This window comes from Streptosporangium sp. NPDC048047, assembly GCF_040653115.1.
GTDB lineage: Bacteria > Actinomycetota > Actinomycetes > Streptosporangiales > Streptosporangiaceae > Streptosporangium.
This window is the reverse complement of record NZ_JBEZNH010000002.1, coordinates 63056-84970: the sequence shown is the minus strand read 5'-3', so window position 1 is coordinate 84970 and position 21915 is coordinate 63056. Positions and strand designations below refer to the sequence as shown.

Genomic DNA, 21915 nt, shown 5'->3' with positions numbered 1-21915 from the left:
TCCGCCCCGGGGCGGGGCGGGTCAGCCGGTGTTCTGCAGGCCGGCGGCGACGCCGTTGACCGACAGCAGCAGCAGCGTGGACAGCCGCTCGCGCTCCTCCTCCGAGACCTCCTGGCCGGCCTGGTCGGCGCGGAGCCGCGACAGGGCGCGGAGCTGGAGGTGCGACAGCGCGTCCACGTACGGGTCGCGGAGCTGGACGGCGCGGGAGAGGACCCGGCGGTTCTCCAGCAGGCGGCTGTGGCCGGTGACCTCCAGGACCAGGCGGCGGGTGAGGTCGTACTCGGCCAGGACCTGCCGGACGAAGTCGTCCCGGCCGCCCAGCGCGAGGTAGCGGGCCGCGATGTCGCGGTCGGTCTTGGCCAGCGACATCTCCACGTTGTCCAGCAGCGAGGCGAACAGCGGCCACTCGCGGTAGGCGGCGCGCAGCTCGTCCAGGCCGCTCTCGGAGATCACCGCGGCCAGGCCGCTGCCCAGGCCGTACCAGCCGGGCAGGTTGACCCGGGTCTGCGCCCAGGCGAACACCCACGGGATGGCCCGCAGGTCGTCCAGGGAGCGCGGCGCGCCGAGGCCGCGCCGGGCCGGGCGGGAGCCCAGCCGCAGTGAGCCGATCTCCTCCAGCGGGCTGACCAGGGAGAACCACTCGGGGAAGCCGGGCGCCTCGGTCAGCGCCCGGTAGGCCTTCTCCGAGGCGGAGGCGACCTGCCGGGCCACCCCGCGGAAACGCGCGGCGGCCTTGGCCGTGCGGGCCTCGGCGGACGGGGTGGAGGCGAGCAGCACCGCCGAGGTGACCTGCTCCATGTGGCGGCGGGCGATGGCGTCGTGCCCGTAGCGGGCGAAGATGACCTCGCCCTGCTCGGTGACCTTGAACCGGCCGCCGACCGAGCCGGGAGCCTGGGCGAGCACGGCGCGGTTGGCTGGTCCGCCGCCGCGGCCCAGGGCCCCGCCCCGGCCGTGGAACAGCGTCAGCCGCACGTCGTGCACGACGGCCCACGAGGCCAGCGCCTCCTGCGCCTCGTACAGCTTCAGCGTCGCCGCCGCGGGCCCGAGCTCCTTGGCGGAGTCGGAGTAGCCGAGCATGACCTCCAGGCGGCGCTCGCCCGTGGCCAGGCGGTCCCGGACGGCGGGGATGTCGAGCATGCCGGTCAGCACGGCGGGGGCGTTCGCCAGGTCGGCCCCGGACTCGAACAGCGGCACCACGTCGAGTACGGGCGCCCGGTCGCCGAGCGCGTGCCGGGCCAGCTCGTACACGGCGGCGATGTCGTCGGCGGAGCGGGTGAAGGAGACGACGTAGCGGGAGGCGGCCGTCACGCCGAACCGCTCCTGGATCCAGGCGACGGTCCGGATGGTGGCCAGCACCTCCTCGGTCCGCTCGGAGGTCTTCCCGGCCCGGATCTCGGCGAGCGCCTCGGCGTGGACCTGCGAGTGCTGGCGCACCTCCAGTTCGGCCAGGTGGAAGCCGAACGTCTCCACCTGCCAGATCAGGTGCTGCAGCTCGCCGTACGCCTGCCGGGCGGCTCCGGCGCCGGCCAGGGACGTCTGGGCCAGCCGCAGGTCGGCCAGCAGTTCCCCGGGCGAGCGGTAGGCCAGGTCGAGGCCGCGCTGCCGGGTGGCGGCGATGCGGGCGGCGACGAACAGCAGCCACTGCCGGTGCGGCTCCCGCGGCGAGCGGGTGGCCATCTCCGAGACCAGCTCGGGGTGGTGGTCCTCGGCGGCGGCGAGCGCCGCGCGCAGCTCGGCCGAGGGCGGGGTCTGGCCGCCGTTCAGGGTGAGGGTCCGGCCGATCCGCTGGGCGGCGTTCTCCAGGGCGATCAGCACGTGCTCGGCCTGGATGAGGATGGCGTCCCTGGTCACCCTGGCGGTGACGTTGGGGTTGCCGTCGCGGTCGCCGCCGATCCAGCTTCCGTAGCGGATGAAGGCGCGGGCCTTCGGCGCGCGGGCGCCGGTGTCCACGCCGAGGGCGGCGTCCAGCGAGCGGTAGACCATCGGGACCACCCGGAACAGCGTCTCGTCGAAGGCGGCCATGGCCGTGCGGACCTCGTCGAGCGGGTTGAGCTTGGTGGACCTGAGCTGGGCCGTCCGCCACAGCAGGTCGATCTCCTCCAGCAGCCGACGCCGGGTCTCGGCCCGCTCGGCGGCGCCCCGGCCGGGGCTGTTGTAGTCGGCGAGGCGGCCGCTGATCCGCTGGATCGCGGTGACCACCGCGCGCCTGCGGGCCTCGGTGGGGTGGGCGGTCAGCACCGGGTGCAGCCGCAGCCCCTCCACCAGTTCGGCGACCCTCTCCTCGCCCAGCTCGTGAACGGCCTGGGCGATGGAGTCGGGCAGCGGTTCCTCGCCGGTGTCGCGGACCCGCAGGACGCGGATGCGGAAGTGCTCCTCGGCGAGGTTGACCAGGTGGAAGTAACAGGTGAACGCCCGGGCGATCTGCACCGCCCGATCGATCGGCCATTCGGCGACCAGGGCGGTGACCTCGTCGCCGGAGATCTCCCCGCGGCGGGCCGCGATGACGGCCTTGCGGAGGCGTTCGACGTCGGCGAGCAGGTCGTCGCCGCCGTACTCGGCGATGACCTGCCCCAGGAGTTCTCCGAGCAGCCGCACGTCCGCGCGCAGCTCCTCGGGCATCTCGGTGACGGCGGAGGAACGCTCTGCCTGCTGTGCGGCCTGCGCTGAGCGTTCTGCCTGTTCGTTCGCGATGGCGGGCATGCTCGCCAGCGTATCCAGTCCGTTATGTCCCGTGAGGAGTGGTCTCACCTATTGGACTAGACCACTGACAGGATCCGGCGCGGACCGCCCGCCCTCCCGGCGGAAGGGCGGGCGGGGCCGGACACACGCTTCCGGGCGGAGTGGGCGCGCGCCGGACGGTCGGTACCCCGCCGGAGTGGGCGCGCTCCGGCGGTCAGTTCGCCCGGGAGGTGGCGGCCAGGATCTCCGGGTGCCGTCCGAAGGCCAGCCCGCCCGCGAGCCGCCGCCCGCCCCAGGAGACCAGCAGGCCGTACGGCACCGCCAGGACGCAGAACCAGGGGGACCCCAGCAGCACCGGCAGCACGACCGGCAGGGACAGCACGACACTGGCGATCATCCCGCCGAAGGAGGCGGCGAAGGCGACGCCGCCCTGCCCCGGCGCGGCGCCGGTGAAGGCGTTCAGCCGCTCCGGCACGGTGTACGGGATCAGCACGCTGGTCAGGGCCCCCACGCCGAGCCCGGCGCCGAGGACGCCCCAGCCGGTGAGCGCGGCGGGCACGGCCCAGGAGAGGTCACCGGCGAGGAGTGCCGCGACGACCGCCAGCACGGCCAGCAGCGGGACCGCGATCGTCGTGACGGCCAGCTGCCGCCCGGCGATGTCGGTCCGCCAGTCGCGGGCCGAGCCGTAGGCGACGGAGTTCATCCACAGCGACCGGCCGTCGATGCCGAAGATGTTGACCGCCTGCAGGGCGATCATCACCGCGCCGATGCAGGCGGGGCCGACCACGAGGAAGGCCGAGCCCGGCGCGTCGCCGTTGTTCATGGAGAAGGCCAGGACGCCGGTGACCGCGACGGCGGCGAACCAGCCGACCCGCCCGCGCGGGTCGCGGCGGGCGTACTTGAGCTCCTTGGTCGCGACCGCGGCGAGCGGGCCGTCCGGCAGGACGCGGGCCAGCAGGCCCCGCGAGCTGCGGACGGTGGCCGCCTCGGTGGAGGCGTCCGCCGTGACCAGTGCCCGGCGGAGCGCGGCGATCCACAGCCGGCCGATCACGAGGACCAGGACGGCGAGCACGGCCAGCTCGGCGAGGGCGGCCGGGCCGCCGTCGGCGACGGCGTGCGCGGCCATCCCGGACGGCGTCCAGCGCAGCGCCGACGCCAGGCCGCCCAGCAGGACGAGCGGGTCGCCGCCCACCCCGCCGTTGACCAGCAGGTTGGGCAGCTGGGCCGCCAGGACGACGAAGATCGCGGAGACGGCGAGCACGTCGCGGCCCCGGCGGGTGCGCAGCACGCCGGACAGGGCCGTGGTGATCAGCCGCGAGAGCACGATGCACAGGGCGAACTGCAGCAGCACCGCGACGACGCCCACCACGGCGCCGCCGGCCCCCGTGGCCAGGCCGGCGACCGCGCCGAACGCGGCGACCAGCGTGGCCAGCGGCCAGACGCCGGTGATCGAGGCGGCGAACATGCCGGTCGCGAGCTGCCCGGCGCGCAGCGGGAACAGCGCCAGCCGGGACGGGTCGAGGGTGTCGTCGAGGCCGAACGCCAGCAGCGGCACGACCGCCCAGCCGAGCAGCTGCATGGTGAACAGAATGATCGTGATGTCCCGCGCGACGTCGGCGGGCGCCCCGCGGAGCGCGGCCAGGAGGAAGAACCCGAAGCCCGCCACGACCACCGCGGCGACCGCCGAGAAGACGAACCCGGCCAGACGGGTGCCGTTCCCGCGCAGGCCGCCGGCGATCAGCCGGAGCTTGAGCCGGACGAAGACGCCGGGCCCCACCCGCGCCGCGCCGCCTTTGCCGCCCGCACCGCTCACACCGGTCTCCGGGCGGACACCCGCGCCGTCCTCCGCGCCGCTCACGCCGCCGTCCGTGCCGCCGCTCACGCCGAGGTCGCGCCCAGCCATGACAGGCCCTCCTCCCCGCCGTCGTGACCGTGGGCGCCGACCAGGCCGAGGAACGCCTCGTTGAGGCTCCGCCCGGCACGCACCTCGTCCAGCGGGCCCTGCGCGACGATCTGCCCGCGGCTCATCACCGAGACCCAGTCGCACAGGCGCTCCACCAGCTCCATGACGTGGCTGGAGAAGACGACGGTCGAGCCGGAGGCGGTGTAGCGCCGGAGCACCTCGACCAGCGTGTTGGCGCTGACCGGGTCCACCCCCTCGAACGGCTCGTCGAGGAAGAGCACCGCGGGGTTGTGCAGGAGCGCCGCGGCGAGCCCGATCTTCTTGCGCATGCCGGTGGAGTAGTCGACGACGAGCTTGTCGGCCGAGTCGGCGAGGTCCATCACCCGCAGCAGCTCCGCCGACCGCCGCTCGACCTCCTCCTTGGGGATGCCGCGGAGCTGGCCGTTGTAGGCCAGCAACTCCCGGCCGGACAGCCGCTCGAACAGGCGCAGGCCCTCGGGCAGGACGCCGATGCGGCCCTTGACCGCGATCGGTTCGCGCCAGACGTCGAGGCCGTCGATGTGCGCGGTTCCGCCGTCCGGGCGCAGCAGGCCGGTGACCATGCTCAGCGTGGTGGTCTTGCCCGCGCCGTTCGGGCCGACCAGGCCGGCGAAGCCGCCCCTGGGCACGACGAGGTCGACGCCCCCCACCGCCACCTGCTGACCGAATCTCTTGACGAGCTGCCTGGTGCGTACCGCTTCGACGATGTCCGTCATGGCCCCTACTCTGCCGTTTCCAGCCCTTTATGAAACCTATCCCAGGCCGCTGAACGAACGAGCGCCCCCGATGGTTCGACGGGGATCCGGACGGCTACCCTCGCAGGGAGTCGACGACGAGTGTGAGGGACCGATGAGCGCTGAGCCGGTGGCCACCGGAATCGACATTCACACCACGGCGGGCAAGCTCGCCGACCTGGAGCGGCGTCTGGACGAGGCGAAGCACGCCGGTTCCGAGCGCGCGGTGGCCAGACAGCACGCCAAGGGCAAGATGACGGCCAGGGAGCGGGTCCTCTCCTTCCTGGACGACGGCAGCTTCGTGGAGTTCGACGAGCTGGCCCGGCACCGGTCGAGCAGCTTCGGCCTGGAGCGCGAGCGCCCGTACGGCGACGGCGTGGTGACCGGCCACGGCACGGTGGACGGCCGGCCGGTGGCGGTGTTCGCCCAGGACTTCACGGTCTTCGGCGGCTCGCTGGGCGAGGTCTTCGGCGAGAAGATCGTCAAGGTCATGGACCACGCGCTGAAGACCGGCTGCCCGGTGGTCGGCATCAACGACTCCGGCGGGGCCCGCATCCAGGAGGGCGTGGTCTCCCTCGGCCTGTACGCCGAGATCTTCAAGCGCAACGTCCACGCCTCCGGGGTGATCCCGCAGATCTCGCTGATCATGGGCCCGTGCGCGGGCGGCGCCGTCTACTCCCCCGCGCTCACCGACTTCGTGCTGATGGTGTCGGAGAAGTCGCACATGTTCATCACCGGTCCCGACGTGATCAAGACGGTCACCGGCGAGGAGGTGACGTTCGAGGAGCTGGGCGGCGCGCACACGCACAACTCCCGCTCCGGCGTGGCGCACTACGAGGCGTCCGACGAGGAGGACTGCCTGGAGTTCGCCCGGGCGCTGCTGTCCTACCTGCCGTCCAACAACCTGGACGAGCCGCCGGTCTTCGAGACCGAGCCGGTGCTGTCGGTCACCGACGCCGACCGCGAGCTGGACACGCTCATCCCCGACTCGGCGAACCAGCCCTACGACATGCACACGGTGATCGGGCACGTCCTGGACGACGAGGAGTTCCTGGAGGTGCACGCGCGGTTCGCGCCGAACATCGTGGTGGGCTTCGGCCGCGTCGAGGGGCGCCCGGTGGGGATCGTCGCGAACCAGCCGATGAGTTTCGCCGGCACGCTGGACATCGCGGCGTCAGAGAAAGCGGCGAGATTCGTCCGCACTTGCGATGCTTTCAACATTCCCGTGCTGACATTTGTGGATGTTCCCGGATTCCTTCCTGGAACCGATCAGGAATGGAACGGGATCATCCGCCGCGGCGCCAAGCTGCTCTACGCCTACGCCGAGGCGACTGTCCCGCTCGTCACCGTCATCACCCGCAAGGCGTACGGCGGCGCCTACGACGTCATGGGGTCCAAGCACCTGGGCGCCGACGTCAACCTGGCCTGGCCCACCGCGCAGATCGCCGTCATGGGCGCGCAGGGCGCGGTAAACATCCTCTACCGGCGCGAGCTGATGGCGTCCGGCGACCCCGACGCCGAGCGCGCCCGGCTCGTCACCGAGTACGAGGACACCCTGGCCAACCCGTACCTCGCGGCCGAGCGCGGATACGTCGACGCGGTGATCCGCCCCTCCGACACGCGCGTGCAGATCGTCCGCGCCCTGCGCGCCCTGCGCAACAAGCGCGCCACCCTTCCGCCGAAGAAGCATGGGAACATTCCACTGTGACCGAGCTGAGGATCGTCCATGGTGAGCCGGGGCCCGAGGAGGTCGCGGCGCTGGTGATCGCGATCACCTCGCGGACCCCACCGGAGGGTGAAACCGTACGAAAGCCGGGGAACTGGCGCGATCCCGCTTACCGACTGCGAAAGCCACTCCCCACCGGACAAGGCGCCTGGCGATCCAGCGGATTACCGCGATAGATCTCGGGAACAGGGTGTCAAGCCGCACGAGAGTTGGGACTATCTAAGAAATGGGCGCATATAGCCAGCCGATCAGCTAGTCCGAGGCCTGGAGGACGACATGACCATCCTGGACCTCACCTCGCACCCCGTCATCGCGAAGTACGCCGTCCTGGTCGACGTGGGATACCTGTACGCCGCGGCGGGGGAGGTGTTGCTTGGCGCCAAAGAGCGCAAGGAATACCGCGTCGCGGCCGACGAGCTGATCCAGGCGCTGCAGAAGCACGCCGAGACGCGCATCCACGGCGAGCTGCTGCGGATCTACTGGTACGACGCCGCCCGTGACCGGGTGCCGACCGTCGACCAGCGCGTCATCGCCCAGCTCCCGTGGGTCAAGGTGCGCCTGGGCAACCTCAACGCGCGCGGGCAGCAGAAGGGCGTGGACGCGCAGATCCGCAGCGACCTGGAGGCGCTGGCCCGCCACCACGCGGTGAGCGACACGATCCTGCTCGCCGGGGACGAGGACATGGTCCCCGCCGTCGAGGCCGCCCAGGCGTACGGCGTGCGGATCCACCTGTGGGGGGTGGAGCCGCCGTACGGCACCAACCAGGCCGAGCGCCTGGTCTGGGAGGCCGACACCGTCGAGATCATCAGCGCCGACTTCCTGCGCTCCTTCTTCAGCCGCGCCCCCGCACCGGTCCCGGTCACCCCGGTCGCCACCGCCCCCTCCCCCGCCCAGGTCTTCGCCGGGCGGACGCCCGCCTCGATCAAGCCGAAGGTCTCCCCCGGCCAGGCCGCCAAGCTCGGGCCCAGCCGCCCGCGGGTCGAGGAGGTCGGCGAGCACGTGGCCCAGAAGTGGATCCTCACCCGCGGCCGTGACAACATCCGCGACCTGCTGCCGGGCCCGCTGCTGCCCACGGTGATCGACACCGAGCTGCTGATCGAGGCGGAGAAGGAGCTCGGCCACTCGCTGCGCCCCTACCCCGAGGCCCGGGTGTGGCTCCGCGACGGTTTCTGGGCCCGCGTCTACCGCGAGTTCGAGATCGGGGTCGGCGTCTCCTCCCGCTGAACCCGGCTCACGGTCGCGTCCGATTCCCGCCAGCCGTCCCCCCTGCGCTGGGACTAACGTTTCAGGTGTGTCCGCGACAGAGCTCGACTTCGACTCCTGTTACCGAGCGGTGGCCGCCCGGGACGCCCGCTTCGACGGGCGGTTCTACACGGCGGTCACCACGACCCGCATCTACTGCCGCCCGGTCTGCCCGGCGCGCACCCCGACCTCGCGCAACGTCCGCTTCTACCGCCACGCGGCGTCCGCCGAGGCCGCCGGGTTCCGGCCCTGCAAGCGCTGCCGGCCGGAGCTCAGCCCCGGCGACCCCGGCTGGGACCACCGCGGCGACCTGGTGGGCCGGGCGCTCCGCCTGATCGACGAGGGGGTCGCCGACGACGGCGGGATCACCCGGCTGGCCGGGCGGCTGCACATCACCGAGCGGCACCTGCACCGGCTGTTCGCCGGCGAGCTCGGCGTGGGGCCGCTGGCCGTGGTCAGGACCAAGCGCCTGCTGCTGGCCAAGCAGCTCCTGACCGAGACCGGGCTGCCGATCAGCGACGTGGCGTTCGCCGCGGGATTCGGCAGCGTCCGGCAGTTCAACGCGACCATGAAGGAGACCTACGGCTTCACCCCCGGCGAGCTGCGGGCCACCGCGGGCCGCGCCGCCTCGGGAAACGCGCTGACGCTCCGGCTGCACCGGCGCGAGCCGTACGATGCCGGGACGCTGATGCGGTTCCTGGCGGCGCGGGCGATCCCGGGGCTGGAGCAGGCCGACGAGACCTCCTACCGCCGCGCGGTGCCGCAGGGGACGATCACCCTCACCCCGCTCCCCGGCCACGTCCGGCTGGACGTCACCCTCGACGACACCCGCCACCTGGCCCGCGTCGTCGCCCGCGCCCGCCGCCTCCTCGACCTCGACGCCGACCCCGAGTCCATCTCCGGCGCCCTCGGTGAGACCGCCCTCGCCCCGCTGGTCGCCGCCCGGCCCGGGTTGCGCGTCCCCGGCGCCTGGGACGGCTTCGAGGCCGCCGTCCGCGCCGTGATCGGCCAGCAGATCTCCGTCGCGGGCGCCCGCACCATCCTGGGCCGCCTCACCGCGCGCGTCGGCCGTACGGCGGGCCTCGTCACGGCCGGGGCGGGCGGCGCGGACGGGGGCTGCGTCGGCGGGGACGGCCCGCACCTCCTGTTCCCCACCGCGGCCGACCTCGCCGGGGCCGACGTGACGGCACTCGCGGGGCTCGGGCTGACCGGACGGCGGGTGACCACGCTGAGGGCGCTCGCCGAGAAGGTCGCCGGCGGCGAGATCGACCTGGACGGCGCCCAGGAGCCGGCCGAGGCGGTCGCCCGGCTGCTGGAGGTGCCGGGGATCGGCCCGTGGACGGCCGGCTACATCGCGCTGCGCGCCCTGCGCGACCCGGACGCCTGGCCCCGGGGGGACCTCGGGCTGCGGCGCGCCATGGCGTGCCTGGGCATCCCTGACGACCACATCGAGCGGTGGCGGCCCTGGCGGGCCTACGCCGCGCTACATCTCTGGAGCTCGGAATGACCACCACCACTGTCACCACGACGATCGAGGCGCAGGTCCTGCCCACCCCGGCCGGGCCGCTGTCGCTGCTCGCGCACGAGGGGACCCTCGTCGCGGCCGGCTTCACCGCCGACCCGGAGGAGATGTTCGCCAGGCTCTCGCCCGCGATGCGGGCCCACGGCCTCGCCGTGGTGGACGACCTGGGTCACGCGGCGCAGGCCGTACGCGACTATCTGGACGGCGACCTCGCGGCGCTCGACGCCGTCGAGGTGTCCCAGCCGGGGTCGCCCAGGCGGCAGCGGCTGCTGACCGCGCTCCGGGAGGTGCCGGCCGGGACCACGGTCACCTACGCCGAGCTCGCCGAGCGGGCGGGGATGCCGAGGACGGCCGCCAGGGCGGCCGGCGGGGCGTGCGCGCAGAACCTGATCGCGCCGTTCGTCCCGTGCCACCGCGTCCTGCCGTCCACCGGCGGCTTCGGCGGCTACTACTACGGCACGCCGGTCAAGCAGTGGCTGCTCGCCCACGAGAAGGCCGTCGGCTGACCGCCCTGACCGGCCGGGACCAGGACGGGATCGACCGGGACCTGCCGGGACCGGCCGAGACACGGGCCGCACCCGTTCCGTGCCCCCGGCCGGTCCGGCGGGGCGCCGCGCCTCGACCGGTCCCGGCCGACGGTGCTCTGCGCCTCACGTCGGTCCGGCGGGGCGCCGTACCTCAGTCGGTCCCGGTGACGGTGCTCTGCACCTCGCCCACCTCGACGTCGCGGGTCGCGCCGACCTGGATGGGGTCGTAGGGGTCGTAGGCGAAGGGCGCGACGCCGCCCTGCCCCTGCGCCGTCACCTCCCACACCGAGGTCACCGTCAGCTCGTAGACCTCGCGCGGCTGGTCGACCGAGGCGTGGAGGTACTGGACGCCGCAGGTGAACGTCCCGCCCTTGGTGTACGGCTTGCCGGTCGGCCCGCAGTCCGTCATGACCTTGGCCCGGTCCTCGGTCGTCCCGGACTTGATCGTCATGTCGTGGAGGTTCGCGGTCACGGTGGCGCTCATGTAGCCCGGGATCGTGGCCGTCACCGACCTGGTGGTCTGGCCGACGTCGTCGAGCCAGATCCAGGTCGGCAGGTTCACGTAGCTCTTGACGTCGGGGTTCAGCTTGATCTTCGGCTCGGGCACGGTCAGCGCGGCGCGGGCGATGTCGAGGAGCTCCTGCATGGTGATCGCGTTGGGCGGGGTCGTGTTCGGCGGCACCCAGATCTCGGGCTCCATGCCGCCGAAGCAGGAGACGCCGGCGTCGGTGCCGTCGTGCGCGACGTGCCACCAGCGGCCCTCCTGGCCCACCTTGTCCTTGTACTTGTCCAGGTAGCCGTCGTCGGGGGTCTCGCCCCAGGTCCGCTCCGCGCTGTTCTGCCGGTCGTTGCGGAACTTCATCTCGTCCTCGGCGTTGTTGCCCGGCTCGTACCAGCAGTGGCGCTTGACCTGGTACCCGTCGCTCTTGGCGCCCAGGCCGGACCCGGACAGGCGGATCTGGGAGTTGTACAGCTCGATCCTGCTCGTGTTGCCGCTCTGGCTGGTCCGGACCCCGCCACCGCCGCCGCCGTCCGGCTGCGGGCCGGGGGCGAGCAGGAGCAGGCCCGCGACGGCCACATTCACGATCATCGGAGACACCCCTTCGCGGGTTCACTGGGCAGGTCCTCGTACTGGAGCAGCACGATCCGCCAGACGCCGTCGTCACCGCGGCGCATCCCGGCGGTCTGCAGGAACGGTTTCCGGGTCCACGACGGCTGCTTGCGGACCGCCGTCCCGGTGCCGGCGTCCAGGAGCCGCATGCCGGTCTCGTCGACGCACGCCTTGAACGTCGCGCCCCGGCCGTCGACCGCGGCGACGTTCATCGCGTAGATCCGGGAGACGCCCCGCAGCGACGTGCGGTGCTCGATGAACCGTCCCACCCACTCGCGACCCTGCCAGGCCCCCTCGTCCCGCATCGCGTTCAGGTAGGCGGTGTCGGCGCCCCGGGTGACGACGGCGCTGTACGACCCGGCGCGGTAGTCGCGGAAGGCGTTGATCATCCCCGTGGTGTCGGGGTCGGACACCGCGGGCCATTCGACCACCACCCGCACGTCGGGGGAGATCACGATGGTCTCCTCCTTCGGCCCGGAGACGGCGCCGTCGGTGCGCCGCGGGCCGGCCGTACCGGCCGGGCCGTCCGTGCCGCCCGGTGCGGGGCTGCCCACCGCGTCCCGCGACGCGCCCGGCGGGTCGGCCGGGAGGTCGACGGGGGTGAACGGCCGGGCGGGCGGCGAGGAGCAGCCCACAGGCGCGGTCAGGGCCAGCGCGGCCAACGCTCGCATGACGGTCACGTTAGGAGCGCCCGCCGCACGGAACCACCGGTATGCACGAATCAGCATGGTTCCGCTCCTCCCTCCGTCCCCGGTCATCCGTGTCCTTTCCGTCCTCGCCCTCGCTCCGGCCGTCCCCGCCCGGAGTCGCGCTCCCCGCCCGACGGCGCTGTCCCGTTCCGCCGTGCCCGCCCGGCATCGCGTTCTCCGCCCGGCGGGACCGTGCCGTTCCGCGCGGTCATGCCGACGGCGCCGAGCGCATCCGCCACGCGGGCAGCAGCTCGTCGATGAGCGCCTCGGTCTCCGGCGCCATCCCGCCCCCGCCGGGCCGGGCGGAGCGCCGGTGCAGGCCGTCCGCCACGGCCCGCAGCCTGGCGGCGTCGCCGGTGAGGTGGGTGGCCCGCAGCAGGTCGCGCCAGAGCCCCTCGTCGTCGGGGGCGAGCAGCAGCCCGGCCCGCACCGCGGCGACGGCCCGGTCGGCCTCGCCGCGGGCCAGCCGTACCTCGCAGAGCCGGTGGGCGGCGTCGGCGACGGCGGCGGTCACGTCGTACTCCAGGTCGTCGGCGGCCAGCCAGGCGTACCGGCCGCGCGGGCGGTCGGCGAGCAGCGGGCCGCGCACCAGCCCCAGCGCCTTCTCCAGCAGTACGGCGCGCATGGTCGGGTCGGCCTGCGCCCGGCGGGCGAACGCGCGGAAGAGCGACCAGTCGGTCCGCACCTCGGGGCCCAGCCGGAGCCGGCCCGAGTCGTCGGTGTGGAGGTTGGGCCGGCCGGAGCGGTCCGTGCCCAGCCAGTCGACGACCCGGGCGATGGTGGCGTCCCGGACCGCGGACTGCACGCCGCGCGGCCACAGGATGCCTCCCAGCACGACCGGGTGGACGCCGGCCGGGTGGGTCGCGAGGTAGACGACGAGCTCCGCGGCGAGGGCGGCGCGGCCCTCCTCCATCGGCGGCGGGCCGAGCACCTCGGCCGGGCCGAGGATCCGCACCTCGACCGAGGGCGCCCCGGCGGCCCGCTGCGGCTCCGGCCCGTCGGACAGCGGCCCGTCGGACAGCGGCCCGTCGGACAGCGGCTCGCCGTCGAGCCGGTCGGCGGTGCGGAACAGCTCCACCAGCGAGCGGTAGTGGCGGCGGGGCAGGAGCTGGGCGGTGACGTCGAAGCCGAGCGCGTCGACGAGCGCCCGGCCGTCCTCGGTGATCTCCCAGTTCCAGGTGGCGTGCGGCGCCTCGCCCGCCACGACGTACCCGGCGGCCGTACGGACGCCCTTCCTGGCCAGCAGCGCCAGGCGGCGGCCCTCCTCAGGCGTAGGGGCGACCGCGGACAGCACGTAGTGCGGCGGCCAGATCGGGTCGGCGGCGCGGCCGTGGATCCGGCCGGTGAGCACGTCGTCGCCGTGGCCGCGCTCGTTCGCGGTGGCCTCCAGCTCGGGCAGGACCTCGGCGAGGGAGCCCGCGCACCGGATCCGGTCGGGGGCGATCACGGCCAGCTCCTCCCCGAAGCCGACCAGCGTGATCCGCATCCGGTCGGACCAGCGGTTGGTGGCCAGCTCCACGGCGAGCGCGGCGAGCGCCGAGGTGGTCCGCTCCCCCTTCAGGCTGATCAGGCCGTGGGCCGCCTCCAGGTCCACGAGCACCCGGCCCTCGCCGTTGGAGCCGAGCGAGACCAGCCCCGGGTACGGCGCGGGCGCGTCGGCGAGGGACCGCTCGTCGATCATCCGGCCTTCCTCGGCGGACAGTCGCCAGACCTGGCCTCCGTCGCAGGAGACCCAGGGGGCGGGGGCGTCCTCCTGCGGTGGGTGGATCCACAGGTCGAGGGTCTGCGCGGACAGGTAGGCGGCGTAGACGGTCGGCGGGACGCGCCGCTGCCCGGCGAGTGACCTGCCGAGGAGCCGCAGCCCGAGGTCGAGCATCCGGCTGCCCGGCGCGTCGGCCCCGATCCTGAGCGCGACCTCGGCCTCGGCGGCGTCGTCGCGCGGCCGGACCACCCGGCGGCCGAACGCCCTCTCCCAGAGCTGCCGCCTGCGCCTGCCGCCGAGGGCGGCCAGCACCCCGGCCGCCAGCAGGGAGGCCCCGGCGAGGTAGTCGAGCAGCGGCGCCCCGGTCTCGGGCTCGGCGGCCCAGTCCGGGGGGACCGGCCGTTCCGTGACGGTCCCCCGGCCCGGGTCGTCCGGCGCGTGCTCCCGCCCGGTGGCGCGCTCGCCGGTCCGGGCGGGGTCGGCGCGCTCACCGGTCCGGGACGGCTCCGCGGTGCCGCGGCCGGTCTCGGCGGGGGCCGGCCGTTCCACCCGCCCGGGGTCGCCGGACCGCCGGTCTCCGGAGCCGTCGCCGGGCAGGACCGAGGTGTCCTGGGGCGGGGAGACCTGCGTGTGCCTCCCGGTGTGGTGCCCGGTCCCCGTCTCCTCCCCCGCCGGGAGGTCCCGGGCGCCGGGTGTGACGTGCTGGGTGCGTCCGTCGAGCTCGGCGGGCTTGTACGGATGGTCCTTGAGGGTCTCGTCGCGCGGCTGGTCCACCGGGACGATGTGCACGTTCCTGGCGTCGTCCGGCATGTCGAGCACCCAGCCGGGCCTGATCAGGTCGGCCATGTGCAGGCGGCTGCCGTCGGGCTGCTCCTTGTGCTGGTTGAGCCGGTAGACCTCCGGATAGCGGCGGCCGTCGCCCAGGCACTTCTCCGCGATCTCCCACAGGCTCTCGTGGTGGCGGCCGTGCGGCGGCTGCACCACGTACACCTTCTTGACCTCGGCGACCGGCGCCAGCGGCGCCCGCTCCCCGGCGACCGGGGCCGGCAGCGCCGACAGCGCGTCCGCGGCGGCCGCGGCGACCGGCGGGCCGGCCGGCAGGCCGCCGGGCCGGGCGATCGGCACCACCACCGCCGACACGGTGAACAGCAGCAGCGCCGCCGAGACCAGCCGGTTGGCCAGCGCCTGTGTGCCGCCGGAGAACGGCACCTGGGCCGGCATGCCGACCCGGCGGATCCCGGCGTAGACCTCGACGATCACGCAGACGGCCAGTTGCAGCCAGGCGAGCCAGACCAGCAGCACGAGGATCGCGATGATCGTGCTGGTGCCGACCTGGCTGGTCAGCACGTCCAGGTCGAGCAGCTCGGGAGGGAGGGGCGGCCCGGCCAGCCGCAGCAGGGCGTAGGGGACCCCGCCGACGAGCGCGGCCAGCAGCACCAGCGCGCCGAGTCCGGCGAGCACGTCGCCCGGCGTGCGCCTGGGCCTGATGCGCACGGGCTGTCGCGGTGGCATGCCTCTCCCTCCCATCCCTCCCGGTCTCCCTCCTCGTCCAGGTTCGCCCCGTCCCGCGGGCCGGGCGGGCGGTACGCCCCGATCGGCATGGCTCGCCGTCCGCGGCGGGCCGGGGCGGCGCCCGGGCGGGGCGGGACGGGCCATCAGGCGTCGTCCCCGGCGTCCGGGCCCGCGGTGACCTCGGCCTTCATATCGGAGCCCGGAAAGCCCAGCGCGGCGAGGAAGATCGCCTTCCAGGGGACGGTGACCCCCACGGTGACCTCCGCCTGCCCGGCGCCGACGGAGCACCCGGCGATCCGGACGTCGCCGGCGGCGTGGGCGGAGACGATCTCCTCGGCCTCGGCGCAGACCTCGCCCTCGTCCATGAGCCGGACCTGGCCGGTGGCGCGCAGCGTCTCCTCGTCGATCCGGTCGGCAGCGGCCCGCGCCGCCTGCTCGGCGATGTCGGCGGCCCGCAGCCGGGCGTTGATGGCGGCGCCGCCGTCCACGAGGAGCCCGGCTAGCAGGAAGACCGCCACGGAGAAGACCGCCGTGAAGACCGACATCGACCCCCGCTCGCCCGCCCGCCGGACCGCTCCGGAACGCGGCGACCGCCGCATGGCGCTCATCCCCCGTCCTCCTCCACCCGCCGGAACCGCTCCAGCGGGACCACAGAGTCGCCCTCGATGTCCTTGGCCGCGCCGAAGCCGAGGAAGCTCAGGTCGAGCGAGCAGGTGACCTCGGCCCGGACACGGCCGCCCATCTCCCACCGGCTGCCCTCCAGGCTGACCTGCGGTTCGCACTGCCCCGACAGGGAGTCCCGCGCCGCCTCCTGCGCCGCCGACTCGGCGTCGGCGAACGAGCGCTCGACCGAGGCGGCCCTCGCCGCGTCCCTGGCCGCGCCGTTGACCTCGCCCTGGGCCTCGACCAGCCTTCCCGCGCCGACGAGCAGGAGCAGGAACAACAGGAAGACCGGGGCCAGCAGGACCGTCTCGGCGGTCAGCGAGCCGCGTTCGCCGCGCGGGCCGTACCGGGAGGCGGGCGTCCTGCCGCGCGGGCCGGACCGCGGGCCATCGGGCCGGGGGCTCCCGGTCCGGGGCGGCCGCCGTCCGCCGCGCCGTGCGAGGGCGCTCACGGGCATCCCTCGCTCCCGTCGTCGGGCCGGAAGCACTCGACGGGGCCGCCGAACCGCGCGGTGATGGTGAGCGTCGTGGACGGCAGCAGCGGGACCACCTGGACCGCGGTGGCGGTGATCTCGACGCCGCGCCGGCCGTCCTCGTCCCACGCCGTCACGGCGGTGCCCTCCAGAAGCTTCGGGCCGACCGCCCTGAGCACCTGCTCGGCCCTGGAGGTGGCGTCCGACTCCCAGGAGTCGGTGTCGATCCGGGCGAGGCGGGCCCCCTCCCGGGCGGCGGCGTCGGCGACCTGCCGCCCGTGGAACCACAGGGCGAACTGCACGACGAGCAGGATGATCGCCAGCACCACCGGCATGATCATCGCCAGCTCCACGGCGGCGGCCCCGCGCTCCCGGCGGCGCCGTACGGCGGTCCGTACGGTGGTCCGCGCGGCGGTCCGTACGGTGGTCCGTACGGTGGTCCGTACGGTGGTCCGCGCGGCGGCCCGTGAACGGCCGCGGCCCTCGCCGGCGGGCGGACGGGCACGGCTCCCGGCGGCGGGCTCCCGGCGGAGCTCAGCCGTCACCGAAGCCACCGCCGTTCCCCTCTCCGCCACCCCCGCCGCCTCCGCCCCCGCCGCCGAACTGGTTGGAGATCTCGGCCTGCTTGCCCTCGACGAGGGTCTTGATGAGGGTGGCCAGGCCGAGCGCGACCCCGGCGATGATCGCCGTGATGATGACCCACTCGACGGCCGAGGCGCCCCGGGTTGGGGCGTTGCGGGCCCGCTCGATCCTCGTGCTCAGGAACGCGGCCGTATAGACGATCCACGGATGGTTGCTCAGCATGGTCAGGACCCCAACATCTTCATAGCGGCCGGGTAACTCAGGAAGATCACGAAGCCCGCGCAGAGCAGGAGCTGGGCGACGAGCATCGACTGCGAGCGCTCGCCGGCCTGCCCCTCCACCTCGGCGAGCTCGCGGCGCCGCAGGGTCGCGGCGCGGGCGGTCAGGGACGATCGGACCTTGGCGCCGTCGTCGGCGACCAGCCCGAGCGCGGCGGACAGGTCGCGCAGCTCGTCGACGTTGATCTCGTCGCCGAGCTGTCCGAGCGCCTGCCAGGGGGTGATGCCGACGATCCGGGCGTTGCCCAGGGCCTCGCGGATGCGGGACATCGCCCAGTTGGCGCCGTCGTCGTCGGCGTTCGGGCTGCCCACCGAGACCGCCATCATCAGCGCCTCGGGCACGCCGCGCCCGCCCGCGAGGTTCATCGCGACCAGGTCCAGGAAGGCCCCGACGACGTGCCGGAAGTCACGGCGCATCCGGGCGGCGTCCCGCTTGGTCTGCAGGTCGGGCAGGACGAAGAAGACCCCGGCGACCGCGAGCGCGGCCCACAGCGGCACGGTGAGCGAGACGCCCCACCCCATCAGCACCAGCCAGCCGACCAGCAGTGGGAACGCCAGCAGCCCCGAGGCGGCCAGCAGCGCCTTGGTGGCGAGGAACCCCTCGAACGACCTGCCGAGCAGCGCGAGGTCGGCCCTGGCCGAGCGGGCCTCCCAGCCGCGCGCCGCGTAGAAGCGGGCCAGCCGCTCCCCCAGGGAGCGCCGGAAGGCGCTGACCTCCTCGTCGGGCAGGACGAGCCGGGCGCGCGGCGCGTCGGTGCCCTCCCGGGCGGCGTCCAGCGCCAGCAGCCGCGACACCAGGCCGGGCCGGGCCGGGAACAGCGCCCGGACCAGCAGGAACAGGCCGAGCCCCAGCACGCCCCCGGCGAGCACTCCCTCGGTCATTCGTGCGCCTCCCCCGTGGACGGCAGGCCCAGCAGCCGGGCCGGCTTGTCGAAGCGGGCCAGGCGGCGCATCCAGGCGAACCCGGCTCCGAAGAACCCGGCGACCACCACGAGCACGGCCTGGCCGAGGGTGCTGTCGTACTCCTCGACGTAGGAGGGGTTGAACACCACCAGGGCGACGGCGAAGGCGACGGCCGTGCCGACCACGATCTGCACGCTGCGCCGGGTGGAGCGGCGCTCGGCCTCGACCCGGCGGCGCATGTCGAGCTCCTCGCGGGCCGACACGGCGAGCGCGCCCAGCACGTCGCGCAGGCCGGGGCCGCGCAGCTTGGAGTTGAGGATCAGCGCGGCCACCACCAGGTCGGCCGAGGGGTCGTCGAGCTCGTCGGCGAACAGCCGCAGCGCGTCGGGCAGCGGCATGCGGGTGTGCAGGCGGTCCACCAGCGAGCGCAGGTGCGGGCGGAGCGTGGGGGCCGCGGCCCTGATGGAGGAGGGGATGGCCTGCTCCAGGCCGGCGGCCCCGGCGATGGTGTCGCGCAGCGACTCCGTCCAGGCGGCCAGTCCCTCCAGCCGCCGCATCGCGGTGCGCTCCTCGGCCGCGCCGCCGGAGAGACCGCGCCAGCCCAGGGCGAGCAGGACGGCGCCCGCCGCCATGACCGGCCAGCCGGTCACCACGAGGACGACCACCCCGGCGATCGCGCCGACCGCCGAGCGGGTGGACAGGGCGCGCAGGACCTCCTTACGGCGGGGGCCGCGGCCGGGGACGGCCGGGCGGGGGCGCACGCCGTACAGGGCGAGGCCGAGCAGGAACAGTCCCGCGCCGACGGCCGCGCCGGCGAGCATCACCAGCGGGTCGAGCAGCCCGGGCGGGACGGGGATCATGACCAGCCTCCCGGGTCGTAGCCGTGCCGGGCGAGCTCCTCGGCGCACGACAGGGGGGCGTGCGGCAGGACCCGGCCGTCGGGCGCCTGGGCGAACACCTCCGACGACAGCACCCGGCCGTCCACGCCCGCCACCTCCCGCACGCTGGAGACGAAGCGGCGCAGCCGACCGCCCGCGGCGTACTCGTTGCGCTTCTCGATGAAGACGACGAAGTCGATCGCGCCCGCGATCAGCATGTGGGTGGCCTCGATCGGCAGCCGCTCGGTCGCCTGCAGCGCGTAGGTGGCGATGCGGTTGAAGACCTCCATCGAGGAGTTGGCGTGGATGGTGGACAGCGAGCCGTCGTTGCCCTGGGTCATCGCGTTGAGCATGGTGACGATCTCGTCGCCGAGGACCTCGCCGACGATCACCCGCGAGGGGTTCATGCGCAGGGAGCGGCGGACCAGCTCGGCCATGCTGATCTCGCCCTGGCCCTCGGAGTTGGGCAGCCTCTGCTCGAAGGCGACGACGTTGGGGTGCAGCTCGGGGAACTGGTCGAGGCCGAGCTCCAGGGCCCGTTCCACGGTGATCAGGCGCTCGGTGGGCGGGATCTCGTTGGCCAGCGCGCGCAGCAGGGTGGTCTTCCCGGCGTTGGTCGAGCCGGAGATCATGATGTTCTTCCGCGCCGCCACCGCGGCCGACAGGAAGCGGCCCACCTCCGGGGTGAGCGTGCCGTTCCCCACCAGGTCGCTGAGGAAGACCTTGCCCAGCCGGGCGCGGCGGATGGAGACGGCCGGGCGGACCGTGACGTCCATGACCGCCGAGAGGCGGGAGCCGTCCGGCAGGCGCAGGTCGAGCTGGGGGTTGGCGGTGTCGAACGGCCTGCTGGACAGGCCGCTGTAGGCGGCGAGGATCTGGATCAGCTCGACCAGTTCGTCGTCGCTGTCGGCCACCGGCTCGGCCAGGCCCTCCCGGCCGTCGGCGTAGCCGACGAAGACGCGGTCGCAGCCGTTGATGTCGATGTTCTCGACCTCGGGGTCGTCCAGCAGCGGCTGCAGGCGGCCGACGCCGAACAGGGCCGCGTGGATGCCGGCGGCGAGCGCCTCCTCCTCCTCGGCCGTGGGCGGGGTGCGGCCGACGCCGATCTCGCCGCGGGCGAACTCCTCCAGCACCTGGGCGATCAGCGCGCGCGCGAACTGGCGCTCGTCCTCGCCGGTCATCGGGGCCAGGCCGCCGGCCTGGTCGAGGCGGCGCTGGTGGGCCAGGCGGTCGCCGACCTCCTGCCGGAAGCGCTTCACGAGGGTGTGGTCGACGGTCATACGGCCGGCTCCGGGGCTCGGACGGTGGCGACGACGCGGGCGGCGAGCTCGCGCGCCGTACGGATGACCAGGGAGCGGTCCAGCCGTCCGCCCCACTGGCCGCGCAGCAGCTCGGCGCCCTTGGGGTCGTGCGCGAGGCCGCTGACGAAGGCCACCCGGCGGCCGGTGGCGGTGACGATCCGGCGGACCTCCTCGATGGCCGTGCGGTACTGGCGGGGGTCGGCGATCACCACGACCGCGATCTGGGGGTCGCGGGGCATGACGTGCAGGCGTTCGCGCAGGTGGGCGACGTGGTCGAGGCTCGCCCTGGTGAACAGCAGCACCAGCTCCGCCTCGGACATCAGCTCGGCCGTCTGCGGGTGCCCGCCGAGGCGGCCGCAGTCGGCCAGCACGTCGGCGCCGGGCAGCGCGGCCAGCGCGCGGCCGAGCGGGCCCCACATCCAGGTGAGCCCGGCGGCCTGCTCGCCGTGGGTCAGCCCGGCCAGCACGTCGAGGCCGCCGACGATCTTCTGGGTGTGCTCGTGGATCTGCTCGGGGCGAAGGCCGCGGCGGGCCGTGGCGCCCAGGGTCAGCAGTCCCCGGGCGGGGTTGAGGACCCCGCCGTCGGCGGCCGGGAGGCGGTAGGCGAGGTCTCCCCCGGCCGGGTCGCACTCGGCGAGCAGCACCGGGTGCGGCCAGACGGCGCCGAGCGCGGTGGCCGCCGTGGTCACGCCCGGGGCGCCCTTGTCGGCGGCCAGTGCGATGAGCGCCACCTCAGCGCGCTCCGGGCAGCTCGGCCAGCGCGATCTCGCCGCTGGAGGCGTAGGCGGCGACCGTCGGGGAGATGGTGCTGTCCACGATCACCGTCACCAGGCCGGAGGTCCTGCCCTGGGTCTGGCCGGACCCGCCGACCTGGTGGACCAGGGCGTTGGGGGCGAGCACCCGGCTGGTGGCGTTGCCGCCGCCGCCCCGGCTCGGGACGTATATCACCTGGACCCGGTCGCCCCGCTCCAGCGTCCCGGGCATCTGGCCTGGCTTGAGGGAGAGTCCGACCTGCGCTTTGCCGGGGCCGAGCTCCCTGCTGGCGGAGACGACCATGTCGCGGGTGAGGAGGGTGCCGGGCAGGAGGGTGACGCGGGCGAAGTTCTGCGCGACGAGGGCGCGGTCGGCCCAGGCGACGTAGCCGACGCCGGTGTCGGCGATCTGTGTCTCGCGCATCACGGCCTCGGTGAAGGGCTGGCCCGCGCCGACCTGCTGGGAGATCACGATCGCGGAGACCCGGTCTCCGCTGCGCATGACCAGGAGGGTCGTGGCGAGCGCGCCGCCCAGGATGAGCAGTACGGCGAGGGCCGCGAGGGCGGGTTTGCGCTCTCGCGGGGGTACGGGGAGCTTGCGCGACGCCGGGCCGGAAAGGGAACTCGCCGACCCCGGCCGCTCGGCGTTCAGCGGTGTGCGGCTCGCCGGCTTCTCACTGGTCCTCATGGGCAGGGGGAC

At 74.3% G+C, this 21915-nt stretch carries 20 protein-coding genes; 5 read left to right on the top strand and 15 right to left on the bottom strand.

The window, feature by feature from the left end:
• Positions 1 to 21: 21 nt before the first annotated feature.
• From AB0D67_RS02145 to AB0D67_RS02135, 3 genes are all read right to left on the bottom strand, one after another.
• Entirely contained in the window at positions 22 to 2619 is a 2598-nt protein-coding gene (locus AB0D67_RS02145; protein WP_362929393.1) for a phosphoenolpyruvate carboxylase, read from the bottom strand.
• 274 nt (positions 2620 to 2893) lie between these two features.
• On the bottom strand, positions 2894 to 4582 hold the full coding sequence (locus AB0D67_RS02140; protein ID WP_362928908.1) for a hypothetical protein: 1689 nt from the start codon (positions 4580 to 4582) through the stop codon (positions 2894 to 2896).
• Positions 4558 to 5337 carry an ABC transporter ATP-binding protein gene (locus AB0D67_RS02135; RefSeq protein ID WP_362928906.1) on the bottom strand — a complete coding sequence of 260 codons (780 nt, stop codon included), beginning with the start codon at positions 5335 to 5337 and terminating at the stop codon, positions 4558 to 4560. The genes AB0D67_RS02140 and AB0D67_RS02135 overlap by 25 nt, the downstream gene beginning before the upstream one ends.
• Before the next feature lie 133 nt (positions 5338 to 5470).
• Between AB0D67_RS02135 and AB0D67_RS02130 the strand changes: the two genes are divergently transcribed.
• From AB0D67_RS02130 to AB0D67_RS02110, 5 genes are all read left to right on the top strand, one after another.
• A complete protein-coding gene (locus AB0D67_RS02130) occupies positions 5471 to 7063 on the top strand; it encodes an acyl-CoA carboxylase subunit beta (protein WP_362928904.1) in 1593 nt (530 codons plus the stop codon).
• Positions 7060 to 7257 carry an acyl-CoA carboxylase subunit epsilon gene (locus AB0D67_RS02125; protein WP_362928902.1) on the top strand — a complete coding sequence of 66 codons (198 nt, stop codon included), beginning with the start codon at positions 7060 to 7062 and terminating at the stop codon, positions 7255 to 7257. Before AB0D67_RS02130 ends, AB0D67_RS02125 begins: the two co-directional genes overlap by 4 nt.
• Positions 7258 to 7357: 100 nt before the next feature.
• Positions 7358 to 8305, top strand: coding sequence for an NYN domain-containing protein (locus AB0D67_RS02120; protein WP_362928900.1), 948 nt, complete (start codon positions 7358 to 7360; stop codon positions 8303 to 8305).
• 67 nt (positions 8306 to 8372) lie between these two features.
• Positions 8373 to 9830 carry an AlkA N-terminal domain-containing protein gene (locus AB0D67_RS02115; RefSeq protein WP_362928898.1) on the top strand — a complete coding sequence of 486 codons (1458 nt, stop codon included), beginning with the start codon at positions 8373 to 8375 and terminating at the stop codon, positions 9828 to 9830.
• The gene (locus AB0D67_RS02110; RefSeq protein WP_362928896.1) at positions 9827 to 10351 is read left to right on the top strand and encodes a methylated-DNA--[protein]-cysteine S-methyltransferase; all 525 of its coding nucleotides are present in this window, start codon (positions 9827 to 9829) and stop codon (positions 10349 to 10351) included. The genes AB0D67_RS02115 and AB0D67_RS02110 overlap by 4 nt, the downstream gene beginning before the upstream one ends.
• Before the next feature lie 172 nt (positions 10352 to 10523).
• Here the strand turns inward: AB0D67_RS02110 and AB0D67_RS02105 are convergent, their stop codons facing one another.
• From AB0D67_RS02105 to AB0D67_RS02050, 12 genes are all read right to left on the bottom strand, one after another.
• Positions 10524 to 11462, bottom strand: coding sequence for a hypothetical protein (locus AB0D67_RS02105; RefSeq protein WP_362928894.1), 939 nt, complete (start codon positions 11460 to 11462; stop codon positions 10524 to 10526).
• A complete protein-coding gene (locus AB0D67_RS02100) occupies positions 11459 to 12154 on the bottom strand; it encodes a hypothetical protein (protein WP_362928893.1) in 696 nt (231 codons plus the stop codon). The genes AB0D67_RS02105 and AB0D67_RS02100 overlap by 4 nt, the downstream gene beginning before the upstream one ends.
• A gap of 226 nt (positions 12155 to 12380) precedes the next feature.
• Positions 12381 to 15386: a bacterial transcriptional activator domain-containing protein gene (locus AB0D67_RS02095; protein ID WP_362928891.1), complete on the bottom strand. Its 3006-nt coding sequence runs from the start codon at positions 15384 to 15386 to the stop codon at positions 12381 to 12383.
• 143 nt (positions 15387 to 15529) lie between these two features.
• Positions 15530 to 15994 (bottom strand): pilus assembly protein TadG-related protein, encoded by a 465-nt coding sequence (locus AB0D67_RS02090; protein WP_362928889.1) that lies wholly within the window; start codon positions 15992 to 15994, stop codon positions 15530 to 15532.
• Positions 15991 to 16500: a TadE/TadG family type IV pilus assembly protein gene (locus tag AB0D67_RS02085; protein WP_362928887.1), complete on the bottom strand. Its 510-nt coding sequence runs from the start codon at positions 16498 to 16500 to the stop codon at positions 15991 to 15993. The genes AB0D67_RS02090 and AB0D67_RS02085 overlap by 4 nt, the downstream gene beginning before the upstream one ends.
• Positions 16497 to 17066, bottom strand: a complete 570-nt coding sequence (locus AB0D67_RS02080; RefSeq protein ID WP_362928885.1) for a TadE family protein — start codon at positions 17064 to 17066, stop codon at positions 16497 to 16499. The genes AB0D67_RS02085 and AB0D67_RS02080 overlap by 4 nt, the downstream gene beginning before the upstream one ends.
• Positions 17056 to 17325 (bottom strand): hypothetical protein, encoded by a 270-nt coding sequence (locus tag AB0D67_RS02075; protein ID WP_362928883.1) that lies wholly within the window; start codon positions 17323 to 17325, stop codon positions 17056 to 17058. The genes AB0D67_RS02080 and AB0D67_RS02075 overlap by 11 nt, the downstream gene beginning before the upstream one ends.
• 2 nt (positions 17326 to 17327) lie before the next feature.
• Positions 17328 to 18263, bottom strand: coding sequence for a type II secretion system protein (locus tag AB0D67_RS02070; RefSeq protein WP_362928881.1), 936 nt, complete (start codon positions 18261 to 18263; stop codon positions 17328 to 17330).
• Entirely contained in the window at positions 18260 to 19144 is an 885-nt protein-coding gene (locus AB0D67_RS02065) for a type II secretion system F family protein (protein ID WP_362928879.1), read from the bottom strand. The genes AB0D67_RS02070 and AB0D67_RS02065 overlap by 4 nt, the downstream gene beginning before the upstream one ends.
• A complete protein-coding gene (locus AB0D67_RS02060; protein WP_362928877.1) occupies positions 19141 to 20442 on the bottom strand; it encodes an ATPase, T2SS/T4P/T4SS family in 1302 nt (433 codons plus the stop codon). The genes AB0D67_RS02065 and AB0D67_RS02060 overlap by 4 nt, the downstream gene beginning before the upstream one ends.
• Positions 20439 to 21194, bottom strand: a complete 756-nt coding sequence (locus tag AB0D67_RS02055; protein ID WP_362928875.1) for a hypothetical protein — start codon at positions 21192 to 21194, stop codon at positions 20439 to 20441. Before AB0D67_RS02055 ends, AB0D67_RS02060 begins: the two co-directional genes overlap by 4 nt.
• A gap of 1 nt (position 21195) precedes the next feature.
• On the bottom strand, positions 21196 to 21903 hold the full coding sequence (locus AB0D67_RS02050) for a hypothetical protein (RefSeq protein WP_362928873.1): 708 nt from the start codon (positions 21901 to 21903) through the stop codon (positions 21196 to 21198).
• Between the last annotated feature and the right edge of the window lie 12 nt (positions 21904 to 21915).